The following is a 19587-nucleotide window of genomic DNA, read 5'->3' on the forward strand; positions in this document are numbered from 1 at the left end:
CACCGCCGCCGACATCTACGCCTGATCCGAGGTGCCGCGGTGGCCCCGCGGGTCCTGGTCCTCCTGGAGGTCGCGGAAGGCGGCCTGGACGCCGGCCTGGAACCGGTTGCGCGCGCCGAGTTCGGTCATCAGGGTGGCGATCCGTCGGCTCAGCGTGCGGTAGCCGACCCCGAGCTGCCGGGCGATCACCTCGTCGGTGCTGCCGGACAGGAGCAGTGCCACGAGCTGCTGCTGTGAAAGTTCGACCTCGCTGTAGTCCGCCTCGGACGCGTTGGGCGGCTGGCTGGCCGGCGAGGTGCCCTGGCCGGCAACTGCCGGGTTGAGCGGATGCTGCGGCACCGGCGCGGCGCGCTCCCACAGTGCATCGAAGAGTTTGCCGAGTGCGACGAGAAGCCCGCTCGCGTACACCATCACCGCGCCCTGGGTGTGCTGGGCGTCGCCGGGTTCGGGCTCGACCTGCAGCAGCGCCAGCCGGTCGTCAACCAGGCAGAGGCTGACGGGCAGCGCCGGCAGGGTCCGTGCCTGCGCGCCGGCGGCGGCCAGGTCGGTCAGCCGGCTCCGCGCGCCGGGAAGTTCGAGGCAGTCGCGCTGGTAGACCACGCGGCAGATCACCTGGCCGTACGGCGGCGTCGGCTCGAACACCGCGCCAGGGTTCGGATCGGACGGACCGCCGAGGTCGGGCGGTCGGACCAGAACACGCAGCTCGTGCCGGGCGGTCCGGTGCAGTGTCGTGAGCCGCTGCACGACGGCTCCGCGGCCGTTCACCCTCTCGACCAACGTAGGACGGCGGGCGGCAGCGTGCCCGCGGTAGGCGGTGGCGAGTTCGTCGACGTGCCGGCGAGCCTCGCGCATCTGCCGCTCGTGGGCGAGCAGTAGCGCCTCGATCGCGATGTCCGGCGGTACCGCGATGTACCGGTCCGGCGGTCCGGGCACCCGGCTGGCCAGGTCCCTGGCCTCCAGCGTGGCGAGTACATCCGCGAGCGGCTCGGGGCGTTGCCAGGCCGTGGTGAGGTCGGCGACGGTGGTGGGGAGCCGGCCCACCAGCAGTTCGTAGGCAGACTCCTCCGCTGGGGCCAGCCCGATCGCTGCCAGCGTGCCGCGTCCGTCGGCGGCTGTTCCCCCTGCCGAGTCCGGGGCCGGTCGAAGGCCGTCAGGGCTGGACACCGTGACCCTCCCCTGCCGCGGTGAGCCAGCCGCGGGCGACCGCCCGGTATCCGGCTTGGAACCGGGTCCGGGCATCGAGTTCGGACATCATGTCGCTCACCCGACGACGCACGGTGCGTTCGGACCAAGCGAGATTGTCGGCGATTCCCTGGTCGGTGAATCCGGACACCAGCAGGGACAGCAGGTCGCGGTCCGCATCGGGCAGCTCGCCTGGCGGGCGCACCTCGGCTTTGCTGTCGCGGAGGCGCAGCGGCACCGCGCGTTCCCAATACAGTTCGAAGAGTGCGAACAGCGCCGCCAGCAGCACCGGGTCACGCACGATCAGCACCCGGTCTGACGGCGCGGTGTCGGTGTCGAGCTGGAGCATCCCGAGTGGCTGGTCGCTCAGGATCATTTTTAGCGGAGTCTCGGTGACCCGGGCCTGCTCGCCGGCATCGATGGTCTGGGAGATGGCCGCGACCCGGCCGGGCAGGTCGAGCGCGCCGTGGTCGTACAGCACCCGGCAGGACATTCCGCCGCGCAGCAGTTCCAGCTCGGCCTGGTTGGAGTCCATCTGGTCTGCTGCGGCGTATGGCGGTGCGTCGCACACACACAGTTCGTGTCGGGCACTGCGCAGGACGTGAGTGAGGTACCGGTCGATCTCGGCGGCGCCGTGGACGACCTCGACCGGTTCGGTCGGACCGCCGTCGGCCGTGGTGCCGCGAACCTGGTGGAACTGCGTGCTCAGCGTGAGCATGCGTTGGTGGACCTGGGTCAGCTCCTGGCTGCGCGCACCGAGGAGGGCTGCCAGTGCGGTCTGCGGCGGGGTGGCGGCATACCGCGGCGGGTCCGTGCTGGTCAGGGTAACCAGGTCCAGTTGTCGGAGTCGTACGAGTGCTGGCCCGGTGTGGTCGTCCCAGGAGTGGTCGGCCGCGAGCCGGGTGAGTTCGGCGTGGGTCACCGGTGGGCGGGCAACCAACGCTTCGTAGAGGCCCTGCTCAACTGGCGACAGACCGAGGATGCGTAGCACCTGTCGATCATCACTGACGGAGGGAGGGTGTGGCGCCGGCTTTCCTGTGACATTGGACGGGAGTACGGGTCTGGGGTGGCGGACGGTGTGTCCGCCACCCCAGAGGGTGAGTGGATGCTAGATCGCGGCTACTCCCGTGCCACGCTACTGGCCCTTGTAGTGTCCTCCGGCCTTCAGGCCGTAGGCGCGGGTGATGGTCTGGGTGATGGTATTGCCGGCGGAGTCGACACCCTCGGCGCGGACGCTGACCGCGCCGGTGGTCCTGGACAGTGCCGGGTGGTCGAACGTCGCGGTGTACGTGCCGTTGCGGGCCGCCCGGGTGGTGACCTGCTTCCAGTGCTTGCCGTCGTCGAAGCTGAGCCACATCTTCAGGCTCTTCAGCGTCGGCTTCGGCCCGATCAGGTACGGGCTGTGGTACCCGGTGACCGTCACCTGGCGCCGGGTGCCGGCGGGCAGGGTGTTGTCCAGGTCCAGGTCGAAGTCGTACCCGAGGTACAGCTCGTCGCTCGCCTGGCACGGGTCATGGTTCGGAGCGGTCCAGCCGTCCGGGTCGACCCAGGGTTCCACGAACCAGCCGCTGCAGTGGATGCCCACCCCTGGCGGCGGGACGGTGGTGAACCCGTCGTCACGCCGTTGCGAGGTGAACGTCCGCTCGGTCTGGACGTCGCGGGCGTAGAGCTGCTCGGAAATCGGGTTCTGGAACCGCTCGGTCATCCGCAGCTTCGTCTTCTCGGCCGGCAGCACGGCGTAGGGGCTGAGGAACGCGAGGATGAAGTAGTACCAGAGCCCCTCCTGCACCGGGATCTCGGTGCCGTCGTCCTTGTACAGGTGCAGCTCGTTAGTCTGCTTTCCGTCGGGGCTCAGGCCCCAGGCCAGCTGACCTCCGCCGAAGCCGTTGTTGGTCAGCACGTGCTGCATGTTGAGCATGTTGCCGTTGCGGCAGGACGTGCACATCTGCCAGACGTAGTCGGCCGTGGCCGGGTTGGACCGGGCCGCAGCAGGCACGCTCGGCTGCTCGCCCATGTCGCGGACGGTCGAACCTGACCGCGCGACGACATCGACATAGCCCTGTGACCAGCCCTGTGTAAGGCCTTGGGAGGTCTTGTAGTAGAACGTGGCGTTTTCCGCCCAGGCCATGTCCTTCTTCGCCGGCCCCACGTAGGAGGTCAGGGTGCCGGGCGCCGTCACGATGAGCTTGCTCCCTAGGAGCGGACTCATCGGCCGGAAGCTCACCGAGGCAATACCGGGTGCGTCGGCGTGCAGCCGGTTGTCGATCCGGTACAGCTCCCGGTCGGTCACCGCGTGCGCCCCACCCGGCACCCGGTTGTGCTTGACGAACGCCAACGGGTACACGTAGGGCGTCGACGCGGTGGCGCGGACGTCGAGGCTGACCGGGCGCTTCGCCAGCATGCCGGCGAGCAACCGGCCCTCGCCCGCGGCGAGGTTCATCGTCGGGATCGGGTAGAACGGCCACGGATCATTATCGCTCCCGTACCGGTTGGTCGGGTTGAGGAACGGCCGGCCGAGCGGACCGTAGCCGAGCACCCCGGCCGCACCGGCCCGCTGGGCGTTCTCCACCCGGTCCAGACCGTCGCCGGCGCAGGGGAACCACGGGTCGTAGGGCTCTGCCGGGCAGATGTCGGACAGGTCGAGGAGGACCAGCTTGCCACGGGCGTCGAGGCCCTCGAAGTTGGCCGGCAGGCCGGCTCCGGCGGAGACCAGCGGCAGGGTACGCCGCCCGTCCAGCTTCGGTATCTGCGCGTCGGTGCCCTGGTAGTGCGGTGTCAGCTTGATGTGGCCGGCGCCGCGAACGGTCATCTTGACCGGGTCGACGCCCGACAGGAACTGGGTGTGGGAGGTGAAACTGCCCCTGGTGGCCCGGCCGGTCGGCAGTGTCCACAGGCGGGTCTCGCCGTAGGGCTGGTTGAAGTACTGCAACCACGCGAACCGGCTGTTCTCGGTGGTGCTCTCGTACCCCAACACCATCTGATAGGGCACGGAGGGCTTGGGAGTCTTGACCGTCACCCGCTGCGCCTTGCGCAGGTCGAAGGTGACCGAGACATCCTTGGTGGCGTCGACGGTGGGGTTGGTGACCAGCGCGTGGTGGAACTCGCCGGCGGCGTCCCGCCAGGTCACGTCGGTGCCGATGTTGTACATCCCCGCCGGCAGCTTGCCGGTGTAGCTCTGCACCGCGGGGGACAGAACCAGGGAAGGGAACTCGGGCTGGTCGTCGAGCCGCAATGCGAGGAATCCGCCATAGTGGATGTCGGTGCCGCCCGGCGGGTTGATCACGTTGACCGAGAGGTTCACCGTTCTGGGTTCCTTGGACCCGCCGACCGCGGTGGTCACCTGGATGTCACCACCGGTGGCGTGCACCGAGCCCTGGTAGTTCGTGATCGCGCCCTTGGTGGTGTCGAGCGTGACGGTAACCTCGGCGGTGCCGTGAGCCGGGACGGTCACGGTCGACGGGGTGACGGTGAGTGCACCGGCGGGGGCAGGGCCGGCCTTGGTGACGAGCGTGGTGGACAGGTCGAGGGTGACCGGCGCATCGCCGTCGTTGACGTAACTCAGCGTCTTGCTGGCCGGGCCGGTCTGCGGATAGGTGAGCCGCCCGAAGTCGACGTTGCTGGTCGCGTACACCCGCTGGGTGGTCGCCCGGACGACGTCGACCCGGCCGGCGCCCTGCGAGTTGGTGCCGTGGCCGAGGTCCTTGCTGGTGCTGGTGAGTACCTGCTTGATTTTCTGCCCGGTCCAGTCCGGGTGTTCCTGGGCGAGGATCGCCGCGGCGCCCGAGACGTGTGGGGTGGCCATCGAGGTGCCCGAGATGGTCATGTACTTGTCGTTGTCGGCGATCGGGCCGAGGGCGGTGCCGTCGGCCCTCGCGGCGGTGATGTCCACACCGGGGGCGGCGATGTCGGGCTTGAGGCCGAAGTTGCCGATCCGGGGGCCGCGGCTGGAAGAGCCCGCCATCTGGTCCTGCTTGTCGACCGATGCGACGGTCAGCGCCGCGTCGGCGGCGCCGGGTGCGTTGACCTTCTGGAAGCCCCCGTTGTTTCCGGCGGCGATCACGAACAGGGCGCCGTACTGCGCGGACAGTTCGTTGACGGCCTGGGAAAGCGGGTCGTTGCCGTCGGTGACCGCGCCGCCGACGCTGATGCTGATGATTTTGGCGCCGGACTGGGCGGCCCACTGCATGCCGCCGATGATCCCCGAGTCGGAGCCGTAGCCGCTGTTGGCGAGAACCTTGCCAACGATCAGCTCCGCGCCTGGGGCGACACCCTTGTACTTACCGCCGGACGCCGCGCCGGAGCCGACGATCGTTGACGCCACGTGGGTGCCGTGACCGTGACCGTCCTTGACCATCTCGCCGTCGATGAAGCTCTTCGAGTCTTGAACCTTGCCGGTCAGGTCGGGGTGGGTGTCGTCGATGCCGGTGTCGAGCACGGCGATCTTGACGCCGGTGCCGTCGTAGCCGGCCTTCCACGCCTCCGGCGCGCCGATCTGCGGCACGCTCTTGTCGAGCAGGGCCTTGGTTCTGTGGTCCAGCCAGATCTTCGACACCCCGGCGTCCAGCGTGGACGCCGATGCCCTGCCGGCAGGGTTCGGGGAGTCGACTGACGCCCAGAACCGGGCGGCCTGCTTCTTGGTGACCTTCACCGCGGCGGAGCTCACCGCTGGCAGGGCCTTCGGTGTGGCGGTCGCCGGGAGTGCGTCGGTCTTGGTGGACAGTACCTTCGCGTCCCGGATGGACTTCGGGTACTGCACGATCAGCGGGAGCTCTTCCGATGCGTCGTCGGCGTAGCCGTTCTTCACCAGGTACGTCACGTCGAACAGGTCGCGTTCCAACCGCCCTGCGCCGATGAGCCCGCGTGCGTCGGACGGGAAGACGTAGAACGCGTCACCCTCGCGCAGGTGCGTGAACGACACCGACCGGCCGCCGCCCCGGGGTGCCGGGGCCACCTCCACCTGCGGCGCACCACCCTTGGCATTGGCCAGGTAGGACACCACGTCACCGGTGACCAGGGTGACCTTGGTCGCACCGGCGAGGGGGGTGTTGGTCGCCGGCAGCGGCGATTCGCCGGTGGACGCCGCCCCGGCCGGGCTCGCTGGCGCGGTCGGCGGAGGTGCCGCCCCGGCGGTCGGCCCGGTCGGCGGAGGTGCCGCCGCGGCGGTCGGCGCGGTCGCGGCCACCAGCGCGAGTACCGCCGCGCCGGTGACTGCTGTCCGCAGCCGCCAAAGTTGAGAACGCATGAATGAACTCCTCGGCGAGCATGGAGTAACCAGGAGGGGGTCGGTCAGCGGCTGACGCTGCCATTCGATACCGCTCGGTGGAAGCTCGCGGGCAGGCCGGTTGGCGCCAATGGCAAGAACCGGCCTCGGGAACCGAGCCGGTCCGGCGCGCCGCACGCAGCATCGCTTCGCCCCTGACGGGAGAAACCGGGCATTAGAGGATCTTGGCGCTCTGGTGTCGTGATCTTCACCCGGTGGGGTCACGCCCCTTGTGGCTCGCGCTCGCGACCCGGCTCGACACCGTGCTGCGGCTGGGGGCTCTGGGAACTCGACACCGGCGCGCCGACCTGGTCGCGCTGGGAGTGGACGTACGCATCGCCGCCTGCGACGTCACCGACCGGGCCGCCCTGTCCCGGCTGATCGCGTCGGTGCCCGCCGATGCGCCGCTGACCGCGGTCCGCGGTCGTCGGTCCAGGCCCATGACGGATACAGCTGCCGGTCGATCGACGGGAACCGCCCGATCGGGGCATTCGGCCCGGTGTCCGGCGGCAGTGATGTGGATGCGCAAGGACGGGACTCGGTGTTAAGAATCTTGGAATTCCCCCCGTAGTAGCGGAGCCATCCAGCGGCGGCACGCCTGCTGCCCGGTCGATCGCCTGGTGTCCATATGGTGGGTTTTCAGCGCCGAACCACCCAGCCGTCATCCACCGTTCGGGTGGTTCAGCCAGTCCGCATCCTCGACCGACTCGCAGGTCGTGATCTTGCCGGCTGGCCCACCCGTGGCGTCCGCCGGCTCTGCCGAGCGGTCCACGATCGACCGACCCTGGTCAGGGGCTGATGCTCATGCCAGGATGTCTCCGCAATCGCGCTTGTAGTCGGCACTCTCCGAAGCAGAGGCTCCCCAATGACCAGGACCGCCAAAGTGGGCACGGCCTTTGCGACCTTCGCAGCGGCTGCAAGTTTCTTGATTTCGCTCGCCGGCTCCTCGCTGAAAAGCACTGTCCAGGTCTTCTTCCTGAACATCGCGGACGGCTTCGACGTCAGCCGCGGCAGCCTGGCGATCGCGACCACCCTGTTCGCTGTGATCACCGCGGTGACATCGTCGGTGATCGGGCACCTCGCTGACCGGATCGGCGCGATCCCGGTGCTGGCGATCGGCACCGCCCTGAACGGCATCGTGTTGCTGCTCAGTGCCATGGCCACCGAGTTGTGGATGTTCGTCCTCACCTACGGCGTGGTCGGTGCCGTCGCCGTCACGATGCTCTCCTTCGTGCCGCTGGGCGTGCTGGCCGACCAGCTGTTCCAGGGGCGCAACAGTGGTCTGTTCTACGCGCTGCTGACCAACGGGGCGGCGGTGGGATTCATGGTGTTGGTTCCCCTGTGGACCTACCTGGACAACACCATGTCCTGGAACCAGGTGCTGTTCGCCCTCGGTGTGGTCTTCCTCGTCGTACTGCTGCCCCTGTCCCTGGCGTTGGTGCGCCTGTCCGTCAGCCGGCAGCCGGCCAGGGTGGCACCGAGGGTGTCGTTCTGGAGCGCAACGGCCACGACGTTCCGCCACCCGCAGATGCGCGCGCTGGTGCTGGCCTTCATCGGCTGTGGGACCACCATGGCCTTCATCGACGTGCACTTCTTCCCGCACCTACACGACCACGGAATCTCGGATTCGGTCGGCGCCTCGGCGGTGGCGGTGCTGGGCGCGCTGGAGATCATCGGCGCGCTGGCCGCCGGACGACTGTGTGACCTCGGCTGGATTCGGGCCACGCTGATCGGCGCCTACGCGATGCGCGCCACCGCCATGGTCATGCTGCTGTTCGTCAACTCCCCGGCCACCGTCATCGCCTTCGGTGCGGTCTTCGGCGTGAGCTATCTGGCCACCGTGGTCGCCACGACGGTGTGGGCGACCCGGGTCCTGCCGCCCGGGGTGCGCGGCACCGCGCTCGGGGTGCTCTGGGCGGTCCACATGCTCGCCGTGGCGGCGACGAGCCAGGTCGGGGCGATTCTCGCTGACCTGCACCACAGCTACACCGTCACCATCGGTGCGTCGGCGGTGCTGACGGCCGCCGCTGTGGTCCTCGTGGCCATTCAGCCGAGCCCGGACGACCGCATCGCCGACGCCGCGCCCCCGGTGGAGGAAGCGCGGCCGAACGTCGAGGTTTGACAGACGACAAGCGACACTTGAACACCTGCAGGCCAACCGAATCAACCCGTTCGATGGAGACGGACGTGGTAGATGCATGGATGGTGGCCCTGCGCGCCCTGCACCAGGGCTTCCTGGTTGGTTGTCGGAATGTCGACTGATCTCTATTGTCTGCATCCACAGTCGCCACAGCGACACCTTTCCCCCGTGGAGTCGGAGTGATCATGCGCGGGCTCGACCGGCGGTCCGCACGGCGTGCACAGTTCGGCCCGCATGCCTGCCGGGCCTGATCCGATGCGGACTCCAGTGGCCGTCATCGGCGGGGGCCTGGCCGGTTCCCTGCTCGCGCTGCGGCTCGCCGAGCAGATCGGGGGACACCGCATCGAGCTGTACCTGGGCGCGGCGACGCGCGGCCGGGATGCCACTGTCGCCTCCGGCGGACTGGTCCGGGGCTTCGAGACGAACCTCGACGAGTGTGGGTTGGCGGCTGAGAGCCTCGCCGAGCTTCGCCGCGACCCCGCGCTGGCCCACGCGAGCGGATACCAGGAGTCGCCCTCGTACTATTTTCTGCGCCCGGAGGCCGATCCGGATCGCCAGCTCGCCCTGTTGGACGGCGTGCTCAGCGGCTCCGCCCGGCTGGTGCCAGCCGGACAGGTGGCGCGGGCCCTCGGCCTCGCCCCCCGGCCGGAGGGCACGTTCGCGGTCGTCGAGCAGTACGCGGGGCACATCCGTCCGGATGCGCTGCGCCACTACGCCGTCGCTCGGGCCACCGCGCTGGGTGTTCGGGTACGCCGCGAGGCGGTCGCCTCGGTCGCAGCCGGGCCAGCCGTGACGGTGGGCGGCAGCGTCCGGCAGCACGACGTGGTGGTGGTCGCGGCCGGTGCGTGGACCAGCGCACTGGTTCCCGTGTCGCTGCGCACCCGACGAATCCAGTACGGCGTGTACCCGCTGGCGCGACCCGACCTCGGTTGCCTCGTCGATGACTTGTCCACGTTGTATTGCCGGTCCTATGGAGTCGGGTCCGTACTGCTGGGTGTCGCCACCTCGGCGTGGGGAGCAGCTCCGGGGGACGACCGCCCCGACCCGGCGTACCTGGATCGGGTTTCGGAGGTCGCCCGCGCCGTTCTCGGCCTCGACGGGCGACTGCCGTCGCCACAGTGGTCGGCCGCGGGCGTGGACTGTTTTGCCGACGAGGGCGGGCTGCGGCTACGCGCGATCGACAACATGCCCGGGGTGTTCAGCTTCGCCGGTGGGGCGGGGAGCGCCGCGAAGAGTGTTCTGGCATCGAGCCGACTGGCCGCCGCGACGGTGTGCGCGGCGGCCAGCGGACAACCGCCACAGATGTCCACGCCCCCGGTGCCGGTTTGCCGGGAGCTGGGCGACCAGGCGTCAAGATGAGAGGCAGCATGGAGAGACACAAGTCAGTGGTCGCGGTGGGGGCCGGCCCGGCCAACCTCGCCTTTGCCGTGGCGGTCGAGGAGATGGCTCCCGACGTGGCCGACGAAACCCAGCTGGTGGACCAGTACGACGACATCGCCTGGCAGCGCGGGATGCTGCTGCCGTGGGCCCAGAGCCAGGTCGGCTTCCTCAAGGACCTCGTGACGCTGCGCAACCCACGCAGCCGGTACTCCTTCGTCAACTACCTGCACTCGACCAACCGGCTGGACGAGTTCATCAACCTGGGCTCGGCGTTGCCGTTCCGACTGGAGGTCTCCGCGTACCTGCAGTGGGTGGCCAAGTCGCTCGAGCGGGTGCAGGTGGAGTACGGGCGGACGGTGACGGCGATCACGCCGGTGTCGTCACGTGACGACGGAGTGTCGGATCGCTGGCGGGTCCAGTTCGACACCGGCGAGGTGGTCCGCTGCCGGAACGTGGTGATCGGGGTCGGCCGGGCCCCCAACGTTCCCGCCGCGTTCCGGGATCTGCCCGCCGATCGGGTGGTCCACAGCACCGAGTTCACCAGCCGGGTGGCGCAGCTCGACCCGAAGGCGGTGCGCCGGGTCGTGGTCGTCGGCGGGGCGCAGAGTGCTGCCGAGATGCTGTGGACGATGTACCAGCAGTTCCCAGCCGCCGAGTGCCGGATGTTGATGAGGTCAGCCGGGCTACGCGGCTACGAGAGCAGCGCCTTTACCAATGAGCTGTACTTCCCGTCGTTCGTCGACCAGTTCCACGCCGGCTCCGCCGAGGCCCGGGCCCAGTTGTTGCAGGAGATGCACCGGACGAACTATGCCGGACTGGCCCCCGGAATGCTCGACGCGCTGTATCGCCAGATGTACCAGGACCGGCTGACCGGCAAGTCGCGGATCGTCATGCACACGCTCACCGACGTGCTCGCCACCCGGATGGAGGGTGACGAGGTCGTGTTGACCGTGCACGACCGGCTCCGGGGGACGACCGACGAGCTCCGCACCGACCTGGTGCTCCTGGGCACCGGCTTCGAGCAGGGCAAGCCGGCGCTGATCCGGCAGACCGCCGCCTCCGTGGGCGTACGCGAGATCACGGTCGACCGCAACTACCGCATGGTGACGCCGGCCTCCGTGACCGCCGGCTGCTATCTGCAGGGCGTCAATGAGGAGACTCATGGCATCGCGGACTCGCTGATCAGCGTACTGGCGATCCGCGCTGGCGAGATGGTGACCGATCTACTCGCCCCCCGTGCCAGCACACCGGCGCTGGTCGGCACGGCGGCCGGCGGCGTCCTCGCCGAGGGAAGGGATGACTGACTCATGGAGATCCGCAAGCTAGACCACGACGGCCTCAAGCCCGACAACGGGCTGCGGGCGCAGCGGCTGATGCCCTGGGAGGCGTTGAACGCCCCCTTCGAGGGCTCCTGGTGTGTGGTGCCGCCCGGGGCCGAGTCCGGGGCGCACGGTCACCACGAGTACGAAATCTGGATCGCGTTGACGGGCCAGGCGGAGCTCGTCACCGACGCGGGCACCACGCCGTTCGTCGCGGGGGACGTCGTGCACTTCCCGCCAAACGAGCGGCACCAGGTGGTCAACCGTGGTGAACAGCCGTTCCAGATGTATGCGATCTGGTGGGATCACGAGATGGCGGACCAGTTCGTCGAGCGCCACCGGACCGTGTCATGAGCCTGGGCGAACCGCCGGTGATCGTGGTTCCGGCCACGCCCACCTCCAACGGGGGCCTGCACGTCGGGCACCTGGCGGGGCCGTACCTGGCCGCCGATGTCTACGCCCGGTACCAGCGTGCGCGGGGCAGGTTTGTCATCCACACCACCTGCACCGACGACAGTCAGTCCTTCGTGGCAACCCGCGCGGCGGGCCTGGGGGTGGGCCCGGCGGAGTTGGTGCGCGATGCCACCGCGCAGATCGGACAGGCGTTCACCGCGCTGGGTGCCACCATGGTCGGGCTGCCGCCGGTCGACGAAACCTACCGACGCACCGTGCTCGATTTCGTCACCGCCCAGCACCGGGCAGGCGCCTTCGAGCTGCGTACCGTCCGGTTTCCGTTCGCCCGCCGGGCCGGGGTCTGCCTCTACGACGCGCTCGTCTCGGGCACCTGCCCGACCTGCCTGGCGCAGAGCGCGGGCGGCGCGTGCGAGGCGTGTGGACACCCGAACAACTTCGACGAGCTGCTCGACCCGTACTACACGCTCGACCCCACGGACGACGTCGAGCACCGCGAGGTGGAGATCCTCGTGCTGCCGTTGGAGCGACTGCGCGACCAGCTCGCCGACTACTACGCCCGGCACGCGCCGCAGTGGCGGCCGAACGCCCGCGACCTGGTCACCGAGCTGATGGCCGGTCCGCTACCGGACGTGCCGGTCACCGTGCCCGGCCAGTGGGGGCTGCCGGCCCCGTTCGCCGAGACACCCGGGCAACTGTTGTACCCGTGGATCGAGGCGATGCCGGCGATCATCTACAGCACCTGGTGGTCGGCCGGGCAGCTCGGCCGGCCTTCCGAGCGCGTCGACCAGTTCTGGCTGGCCGACAGCCAGCCCACGATCGTCTACTTCCACGGGTACGACAACGTCTTCCACTGGGGAATGCTCGACCTGGCCATGCTGCTGTCGCACCCGCAGCGGTACGCCACCCCGACGGTGACCGTGACCAACGAGTTCTACGAGCTGGACCGGTCGAAGTTCTCCACCAGCCGCAACCATCTGATCTCTGCCCCCGACCTGCTCGGCCGCGTGCCCCGCGACCTGGCGCGGTTCTATCTGGCTCTCACCGCCCCGGAGTTCCAACGCACCAACTTCACCGAGGCCGATCTGCGGGACGTGGTGGCCACCCGACTGGTGCAGCCCTGGAACCGACTGGCCACGGCGCTGGCCGAGCTGGGCATCCAGGACGGCGCGGTGTTGCCGGTGAGCCCGGCCGGCCGCACCCGGGCCCGGATGGTGGCCGACCGGCTGCGCCGGCACTACCATGACGACCGGTTCAGCCCGGGCGGGGTCGCCGAGACGATCGCCACCCAACTGGACCGGCTGGCGCGTGGCCAGATCGACTCGGAGAACGCAGCCGACGTGCTGGCCCAGGTGCAGACCCTGCTCGCGTACGCCGCGCCCATCCTGATCGACGTCACCGACACGCTGGCCGGCGCCGGGGTACGGCTGCGGATCGACGACGGGCCGGTGGACAAGGTCACGATGTTCCGGTTGCCGATGCTGCCAGCCACGTTCGACCAGTTGGCTCCCGGCGCTGGCGCCGAACGAGCATCGTAGGAGAACCAGATGAAGTTACTTGCCATCGAGACGTGTCAGTATCTGGGGTACTACCTGTCGCGTTACGCGCAGGTGGAAGCCCTGGGTGCGACTCTGTACGTGCTCAACGGTGAAGGTGAGCCAGACTTCTGGCCCGCCGAGCGGTACCGGGTGGCCGGTTCCCGCCACATCGACGACATCATCGCCGTCGGCAAACAGTGGCACCAGGCCGAGGGCTTCGACGGGGTGTTGACGTTCTCGGAGTCGTCGGTGATCACCGTAGCGGCGGTGGCCGAGGCCCTCGGCCTACCCGGCATCGGAGTCGAAACCGCGGTCAACTGCCGCAACAAGTACCTGATGCGGCAGGCGTACGAGCGGGCCGGCGCGCCCTCCCCGCAGTTCCGGCTGACCGGCACCCTGACCGAGGCGCAGGCCGCCGCGGAGGAGTTCGGTTATCCGGTCATCATCAAGCCCACGCACGGCGCCGGCAGCAACTTCGTGTTCAAGGTCGGCTCCCCGTCGGAGTTGGCCGAGCGGTACACGCAGGCGGAGGAAGGCAGCCGGGACATGTTCTGGGCGCGGTCCGAGCCGGAAGGCGTGGACCTCGGACCGAGCGGCCTGCTGGTGGAGTCGTTCCTGGACGGCGCCGAGTACCTCATGGAGGTGGTCGTCTGGGACGACGAGGTGTACCTCGGCTCGGTGGTGGACCGGATCACCATCGAGGGGCAGACCTTCGACGACGATGTCCACCACGCGCCGACGTCCATGAGCCCGCAGGACCTGGCGGCGGTGCACGAGGTGGTCGCTGCCGGGGTGCGGGCACAGGGGCTGCGGCGCAGCGTGGGGCATGCGGAGGTGCGGTTCCACGACGGCAGGCCGCACCTTCTGGAGATCGCCGGGCGGGTCGGCGGCGGCGGGCTCGACATGATCGCCAGGCTGACCGCCGATCACGACCCGATCGCGGCGGCCGTCGACATCGCCCGCGGAGTGCGGCCCCGGGTGCGGCACTTTGAGCCCACTGGTGTGCACACCGCGTCGATGTGTCTGATCTGCGCAGCCGGCACCATCGCCAGCGTGCACGTGCCGGCCGAGGTCAGCGAGTCGGAACAGACCTTCGACCTGAAGATCACCGCACGGCCGGGCGACGTCATCAAGCGCCCGCCGCACGGCAATACGATCCTCGGGTTCCTCGGCACCACCGGGGCCTCGCAGGAGGACGCCTTCGCGACGATGATCCGGTTCGCGGACCTGATCAAGGTGGAATTCGCCGACTGATCCGGGCCGCTCCACTGGCCGTCCCGCCCCTTCACCAGCAGCAGCAAGACAGACAGACAAGGACGATGGTTCATGGCGCAGACAGTCGAGGCCGTGGTGTCGCTCGGCCCGGGTCAACCGGTGCAGATCCGCGACATCGTGGTCCCGGACCCCGGACCGGACGAGGCAACGGTGCGGGTGCTGGCCTGCGGGGTCTGCCACACCGACCTGCATTACCGCGACGGCGTCATCGGCTCTGGCTACCCGTACCTGCTGGGGCACGAGGCAGCCGGGATCGTCGAGCAGGTGGGCGACAACGTGACGCACGTCGTCCCAGGTGACTTCGTCATCCTCAACTGGCGGGCGGTCTGCGGGCGCTGTCGCCCCTGCCTGCGCGGGGCACCTGAGGCGTGTCTGGACGAACTCACCGCCAGTCGACCGATGACGCTGACCACCGGGGAACCGCTCGGGGCGGCACTGGGCATCGGTGCCTTCGCCCGGCTCACCCTGGTCCACGCGGGCCAGTGCACCCCGATCGACAAGGCGGTGGACCCGGCCACTGCCTGCCTCCTCGGCTGCGGTGTGATGTCCGGACTGGGTGCGGCGATGCGCACTGGGGGCGTCAGTCCCGGAGACACCGTCGCGGTGATCGGCTGCGGCGGGGTGGGCTCCGCGGCCGTGGCCGGCGCGCGACTGGCCGGGGCGACAACCATCGTCGCTGTCGACATCGATCCGCGAAAGCTGCCGATGGCCACACGGTTGGGCGCCACGCATGTCGTCGACGCCAGCCGGGAACCGGACGTGGTCTCCAGGATCCGACAGATCACCGGTGGGCTCGGCGCCGACGTGACCATCGACGCGGCCGGGTCGCCGGAGACCTGGAGCCAGGCTTTCCACGCGCGCTCCATCGGCGGCACCTTCGTGCTGGTGGCCAGGCCGGACTCATCGATGCGGCTGGAGATGCCGCTGTTGGACCTGTTCCTGCGGGGCGGCACCTACAAGACCTCCTGGTACGGCGACTGCCTGCCCTCCAGGGACATGCCGATGTTGGTCGATCTGCACCTGCAGGGCCGGCTGCCGCTCGACCTGTTCGTCACCGAGCGGATCGGCTTGGGCGACGTCGAGGTGGCGTTCGAGCGCATGCGCCGCGGCGACGTGCTGCGCAGCGTCGTCTTGCTCGATTGACCACCCTCGGCGGCCGGCGAGCGCCCGCCGGCCGCCGAGGTCCGGTGACTCGCTGGTCTCTGGCGTGTCCCGACGTCTGGCGCACCGCCAGAGCCACTCACCTCGACCGTACCGCTATCGCCGGCCCAGGCCGTCCACCCCGTTCAAGGAGCACGCGTGCCCGCACCCATCGCAACGGCCCTCTCGATCAACTATCACGGCCGCCGGTTCCGGCCGGTCGTGGACGGCAGCGGGGAGCACAGCCGCGTCGCGAACTACTGGCAGGATGGCGACCTGCTCTGGGGCGAATTCACCGGGGGTCACGCGCGCCGGGGCACCCTCGCCGGGCGGTGCCAGCCCGACGGCTCGGTCGACTTCGCGTACTGCATGGTGCTCGACGACGGGCGGATCATCGTCGGCGAGTGCCACAGCACCCCCGAGATCCTCCCCGACGGGCGCATCCTGTTGCACGAGACGTGGCAGCGCCACGGCGCCCACGCCGCCAGCGGCGTATCCCAGATCGAGGAGATCCCCGCGTCCCCGGCGGACGCGGACATCTGAGTTCCCCCGCTTTCCGGTTGCCTTCTCTCAAGCCGCCACGCTCGACGCCCCGTCGGGAGCGGCGCTCGGCTGCACAGCGGAGGACGGCACGAAGCCGCGAGCGAGCAACAGCAGGCCGAAGACAATCTCGAACAGACCTCCCGGGATCGCCAGGACGACCCCGACCCCGGCCCCCATCAGCTCGGCGGCCGAGCCCGTCGCCAGCAGCGCGTATCCGGCGAATCCCCAGATCGCCAGCCAGCTCGGCAGCCAGCGCTCCCGGTTGAGGGCCAGGAAGAACGGCAGGCTGCCCAGCCCCAGCGACAGCATGGCCGCCTGGTAGGCGATGTCGGCGGCACCGGCACCGGCCGAGTCCAGCAGGACGATCCCGGCGGTGAGCAGGAACGCCTCCGCGCCGCGCGCGACAAGGTATGTCCAGGCGGCCCCCGGGCGCGATCGACGCAGCGCCCGGAAGGCCAGTACCCCGATGGCCGCCACCATGACGGAGTTGAGCACCACGAGCGCCGCCCCGGCGAACTGCCCGGCGAGAGCGCTGCCGATGCCATAGGCGACGAATGCCAACAGGAAGAACGCACCGGCGCATCTGCCGGTCACTCGGAGTGACATCTTTGCCTCTCAGGCTTTCGTACTAAGTAAGGTACTAAGTACGATAGCCTTGGCGGCAAGGCCGGTCAACGCGATGCCAGGAAGACGGGAACCAGTCGGTGGGCGAACCAGCACGGCAGCTGAGTCGCGAGCGGGTGCTGCAGGCTGCGGTCGGCATCGCCGACGCGCACGGCCTGGGGGCATTGACCATGCGGTCGCTGGCCGCCGAGCTGAACGCCAAGCCGATGTCGCTGTACCACTACATCCGCAACAAGGACGAGCTCCTCGACGCCCTCGTGGACGGGGTCTTCGCGGAGATCGAACTGCCCGAGGTGGGCGGCGACTGGCGCGCCGAGGTGCGCCGGCGTTCCCTCTCGGCCCGTACGGTCCTCGCGCGGCATCCCTGGGCGCTGACCCTGGTAGAAAACCGGGCCAGTCCCGGGCCGGCCAACCTGCGCCATCACGACACCATGCTGGGTGTGCTGCGGGCCGGGGGCTTCTCGCTACAGATGACAGCTCACGCGTACGCGATCATCGATGCGTACATCTACGGCTTCGTGCTGCAGGAGGCGTCGCTGCCGTTCGACGGTCCAGACTCCGCCGACACGATCGCGGAATCGATCATGGAAGGTTTCGCGGCGGGCGACTATCCCCACATGGTCGAGTTCGCCACGCAGCACGTACAGCAGCCTGGCTACCACTTCGGCGGGCAGTTCGAATTCGGCCTCGACCTGATCCTCGACGGCCTGGCGATGCACGGCGGTGCCACCCGCCCGTCGTGACTCCTATCTACCGGGCCCGCCGGTGAAGCCGCCCGCCGTCTCAGATCAGCCCGTGAGCGAGCATCGCCTCGGCGACGAGCCGGAAGCCGTCGATGTTGGCTCCAGCGACGTAGTTGCCCGGCATGCCGTACTCCTCGGCGGTGGCGTAGCAGCGGGCATGGATAGTCCGCATGATTTCCTGCAGCCGCTGCTCAGAATGGGTGAAGGTCCACGAGTCCCGGCTCGCGTTCTGCTGCATTTCCAGCGCGCTGGCCGCGACTCCACCGGCGTTGGCCGCTTTCCCGGGCGCGAACCGCACTCCGGCCTCGGCGAAACCCCGCACCGCCTCCGGCGTGGTGGGCATGTTGGCCCCCTCCACCACGATGGTGCAGCCACCCGAGATCAGGGTGAGCGCGTCGGCGGCGGTGAGCTCGTTCTGCGTCGCGCAGGGGATCGCCACCTGGCAGGGCACGTCCCAGATCGGGCGACCTGTGACGAACGTGGCGTGCCGGCGCGCGTCGACATATTCGTCGATCCGTGCCCGGCGGACCTCCTTGACCTGCTTGAGCACGTCGACGTTGATTCCCTTTTCGTCGTGTATATAGCCGGAGGAGTCCGAGCATGCCACCACGGTTCCACCGAGCTGATGCACCTTTTCAATCGCGTAGATTGCCACGTTGCCCGAGCCGGAAACCACCACCCGCTTTCCGTCGAGACTGTCGCCGCCGTCGGCGCGTAGCATCTCCTCGGCGAAGAACACCGCACCGTAGCCGGTAGCCTCCCGGCGCACCTGGGCACCGCCGTAACTGAGGCCTTTGCCGGTCAGCACCCCGGACTCATACCGGTTGGTGATCCGCTTGTACTGCCCGAACAGGTAGCCGATCTCCCGGCCACCGACTCCGATGTCGCCGGCCGGCACATCCGTGTACTCGCCGATGTGCCGGTACAGCTCAGTCATGAACGATTGGCAGAACCGCATCACCTCCCGGTCGGAGCGGCCCTTGGGGTCGAAGTCCGACCCACCCTTGCCGCCGCCGATCGGCATGCCAGTCAACGCATTCTTGAACAGTTGTTCAAAACCGAGGAACTTCACGATCCCCAGATAGACCGACGGGTGGAAGCGAAGACCTCCCTTGTACGGGCCCAGGGCACTGTTGAACTCCACCCGGAAGCCGCGGTTGATGTGGACCTCACCGCGATCGTCCTCCCATGGCACCCGGAAGATGATCTGCCGCTCCGGCTCGCAGATTCGCTCAATGATCTTCGCTTCGGCGTACTCGGGATGCCTCTCCAAGGCCGGCACGACACTGTCGAGCACCTCCCGCACCGATTGGTGGAATTCGGCCTCGCCAGGGTTGCGCCGCACCACCGAGGTGAAGATCGACTCTAGCTTGTCCTGTGCCGACATGCATACTCCTCGATGTGCAACCATGGCCGACTTGCCGCGTGTGCTGGGCGACCCGCAGGTCACCTGCGCCGCCACGACCACGCCAAGATCACATGTCGCTGCGGGTAGCGATTATCGTGGTACGGCAACTTCGGCATGTTGAGCGGGAAGCTCCGGCAGGACGAGGTTCCCTCGCGGGCCTTGTCCTTGACGACGCTTCGTCGCGTTCAGTGTGCCATTCCCGCTGCTGGTCCCGTCATCAGCGGTGCCGTTTGGCGAGGTGACGGCGCTGCGGATGCGTGCCGCGGCCTGATGGCTGGCGACGAGACGTCTGGCTCCTACCGCTGAGACCGTAATGTCCGCCGACATCAGCCAAGAGCGGCGGGCGCGCTCCGAGTTCCGGCTGGAGGCCCTCCTCGACAGCCTCGCCGCCATACTGGCCCACTCCCGCATCTGGCGAACCTCCGACCCGGTTTCCGGGGTGTCGGCGGCGTCCGACTCGGCCTGGCGGCCGTTCGACCTGATGATCACTGATTTGATCGGTAGCTCTCGACTGCCTTTTTTGTGGTGCTGGTGGCGGTAAGCGGCCATGATCGAGATAGGCAGTGTCGCGCCAGAAGATCATGGACGTGGCCGTCCCACCCGGACGGCCGTCGTACCCAACCC

At 68.9% G+C, this 19587-nt stretch carries 15 protein-coding genes; 10 read left to right on the forward strand and 5 right to left on the reverse strand.

The genetic code is table 11. From position 1 onward, the window contains the following. Positions 1-15: 15 nt before the first annotated feature. The 3 genes from ACQPZO_RS19915 to ACQPZO_RS19925 all read right to left on the reverse strand — a co-directional run bounded on the left by ACQPZO_RS19915 (position 16) and on the right by ACQPZO_RS19925 (position 6424). Positions 16-1164, reverse strand: a complete 1149-nt coding sequence (locus tag ACQPZO_RS19915) for a helix-turn-helix domain-containing protein (protein WP_433343022.1) — start codon at positions 1162-1164, stop codon at positions 16-18. Then, on the reverse strand, positions 1151-2173 hold the full coding sequence (locus ACQPZO_RS19920; RefSeq protein ID WP_433343024.1) for a hypothetical protein: 1023 nt from the start codon (positions 2171-2173) through the stop codon (positions 1151-1153). The genes ACQPZO_RS19915 and ACQPZO_RS19920 overlap by 14 nt, the downstream gene beginning before the upstream one ends. Before the next feature lie 144 nt (positions 2174-2317). Further along, entirely contained in the window at positions 2318-6424 is a 4107-nt protein-coding gene (locus ACQPZO_RS19925) for a S8 family peptidase (RefSeq protein ID WP_433343026.1), read from the reverse strand. A gap of 943 nt (positions 6425-7367) precedes the next feature. On the opposite strand from ACQPZO_RS19925, the gene ACQPZO_RS19930 reads away from it, so the two are divergent. From ACQPZO_RS19930 to ACQPZO_RS19965, 8 genes are all read left to right on the forward strand, one after another. After that, the gene (locus tag ACQPZO_RS19930; protein ID WP_433343027.1) at positions 7368-8564 is read left to right on the forward strand and encodes an MFS transporter; all 1197 of its coding nucleotides are present in this window, start codon (positions 7368-7370) and stop codon (positions 8562-8564) included. A 273-nt stretch (positions 8565-8837) separates the two neighbouring features. After that, complete coding sequence (locus ACQPZO_RS19935) at positions 8838-9941, forward strand: NAD(P)/FAD-dependent oxidoreductase (protein WP_433343028.1); 1104 nt, start codon at positions 8838-8840, stop codon at positions 9939-9941. A gap of 8 nt (positions 9942-9949) precedes the next feature. Next, complete coding sequence (locus ACQPZO_RS19940; protein WP_433343030.1) at positions 9950-11266, forward strand: SidA/IucD/PvdA family monooxygenase; 1317 nt, start codon at positions 9950-9952, stop codon at positions 11264-11266. A gap of 3 nt (positions 11267-11269) precedes the next feature. Next, entirely contained in the window at positions 11270-11635 is a 366-nt protein-coding gene (locus ACQPZO_RS19945; RefSeq protein ID WP_433343032.1) for a cupin domain-containing protein, read from the forward strand. After that, entirely contained in the window at positions 11632-13230 is a 1599-nt protein-coding gene (locus ACQPZO_RS19950; RefSeq protein ID WP_433343033.1) for a class I tRNA ligase family protein, read from the forward strand. The genes ACQPZO_RS19945 and ACQPZO_RS19950 overlap by 4 nt, the downstream gene beginning before the upstream one ends. 9 nt (positions 13231-13239) lie before the next feature. After that, on the forward strand, positions 13240-14484 hold the full coding sequence (locus tag ACQPZO_RS19955; protein WP_433343035.1) for an ATP-grasp domain-containing protein: 1245 nt from the start codon (positions 13240-13242) through the stop codon (positions 14482-14484). 72 nt (positions 14485-14556) lie between these two features. After that, complete coding sequence (locus tag ACQPZO_RS19960; protein ID WP_433343036.1) at positions 14557-15648, forward strand: S-(hydroxymethyl)mycothiol dehydrogenase; 1092 nt, start codon at positions 14557-14559, stop codon at positions 15646-15648. A gap of 156 nt (positions 15649-15804) precedes the next feature. Then, on the forward strand, positions 15805-16188 hold the full coding sequence (locus ACQPZO_RS19965; RefSeq protein WP_433343038.1) for a hypothetical protein: 384 nt from the start codon (positions 15805-15807) through the stop codon (positions 16186-16188). 27 nt (positions 16189-16215) lie between these two features. On the opposite strand, the gene ACQPZO_RS19970 is transcribed toward ACQPZO_RS19965, so the two are convergent. Then, entirely contained in the window at positions 16216-16782 is a 567-nt protein-coding gene (locus tag ACQPZO_RS19970) for a DUF4386 family protein (RefSeq protein WP_433343039.1), read from the reverse strand. A 110-nt stretch (positions 16783-16892) separates the two neighbouring features. Between ACQPZO_RS19970 and ACQPZO_RS19975 the strand changes: the two genes are divergently transcribed. Next, entirely contained in the window at positions 16893-17555 is a 663-nt protein-coding gene (locus ACQPZO_RS19975; RefSeq protein WP_433343041.1) for a TetR/AcrR family transcriptional regulator, read from the forward strand. A gap of 40 nt (positions 17556-17595) precedes the next feature. Here ACQPZO_RS19975 and gdhA read toward each other — a convergent pair whose 3' ends face one another. Next, positions 17596-18942: an NADP-specific glutamate dehydrogenase gene (gdhA, locus tag ACQPZO_RS19980; RefSeq protein ID WP_433343042.1), complete on the reverse strand. Its 1347-nt coding sequence runs from the start codon at positions 18940-18942 to the stop codon at positions 17596-17598. Positions 18943-19276: 334 nt separating this feature from the next. Between gdhA and ACQPZO_RS19985 the strand changes: the two genes are divergently transcribed. After that, complete coding sequence (locus ACQPZO_RS19985; protein WP_433343044.1) at positions 19277-19504, forward strand: hypothetical protein; 228 nt, start codon at positions 19277-19279, stop codon at positions 19502-19504. Positions 19505-19587: the final 83 nt, after the last annotated feature.

Source organism: Micromonospora sp. CA-111912, from assembly GCF_050948415.1.
Classification (GTDB): Bacteria; Actinomycetota; Actinomycetes; order Mycobacteriales; family Micromonosporaceae; genus Micromonospora.

Excerpts from the sequence above, each read along its gene's own strand:
- ACQPZO_RS19925 (WP_433343026.1), bottom strand. The coding sequence starts at position 6,424 with ATGCGTTCTCAACTTTGGCGGCTGCGGACAGCAGTCACCGGCGCGGCG.
- ACQPZO_RS19935 (WP_433343028.1), top strand. The coding sequence starts at position 8,838 with ATGCGGACTCCAGTGGCCGTCATCGGCGGGGGCCTGGCCGGTTCCCTG.
- ACQPZO_RS19940 (WP_433343030.1), top strand. The coding sequence starts at position 9,950 with ATGGAGAGACACAAGTCAGTGGTCGCGGTGGGGGCCGGCCCGGCCAAC.
- ACQPZO_RS19945 (WP_433343032.1), top strand. The coding sequence starts at position 11,270 with ATGGAGATCCGCAAGCTAGACCACGACGGCCTCAAGCCCGACAACGGG.
- ACQPZO_RS19950 (WP_433343033.1), top strand. The coding sequence starts at position 11,632 with ATGAGCCTGGGCGAACCGCCGGTGATCGTGGTTCCGGCCACGCCCACC.
- ACQPZO_RS19955 (WP_433343035.1), top strand. The coding sequence starts at position 13,240 with ATGAAGTTACTTGCCATCGAGACGTGTCAGTATCTGGGGTACTACCTG.
- ACQPZO_RS19960 (WP_433343036.1), top strand. The coding sequence starts at position 14,557 with ATGGCGCAGACAGTCGAGGCCGTGGTGTCGCTCGGCCCGGGTCAACCG.
- gdhA (WP_433343042.1), bottom strand. The coding sequence starts at position 18,942 with ATGTCGGCACAGGACAAGCTAGAGTCGATCTTCACCTCGGTGGTGCGG.
- ACQPZO_RS19985 (WP_433343044.1), top strand. The coding sequence starts at position 19,277 with ATGTCCGCCGACATCAGCCAAGAGCGGCGGGCGCGCTCCGAGTTCCGG.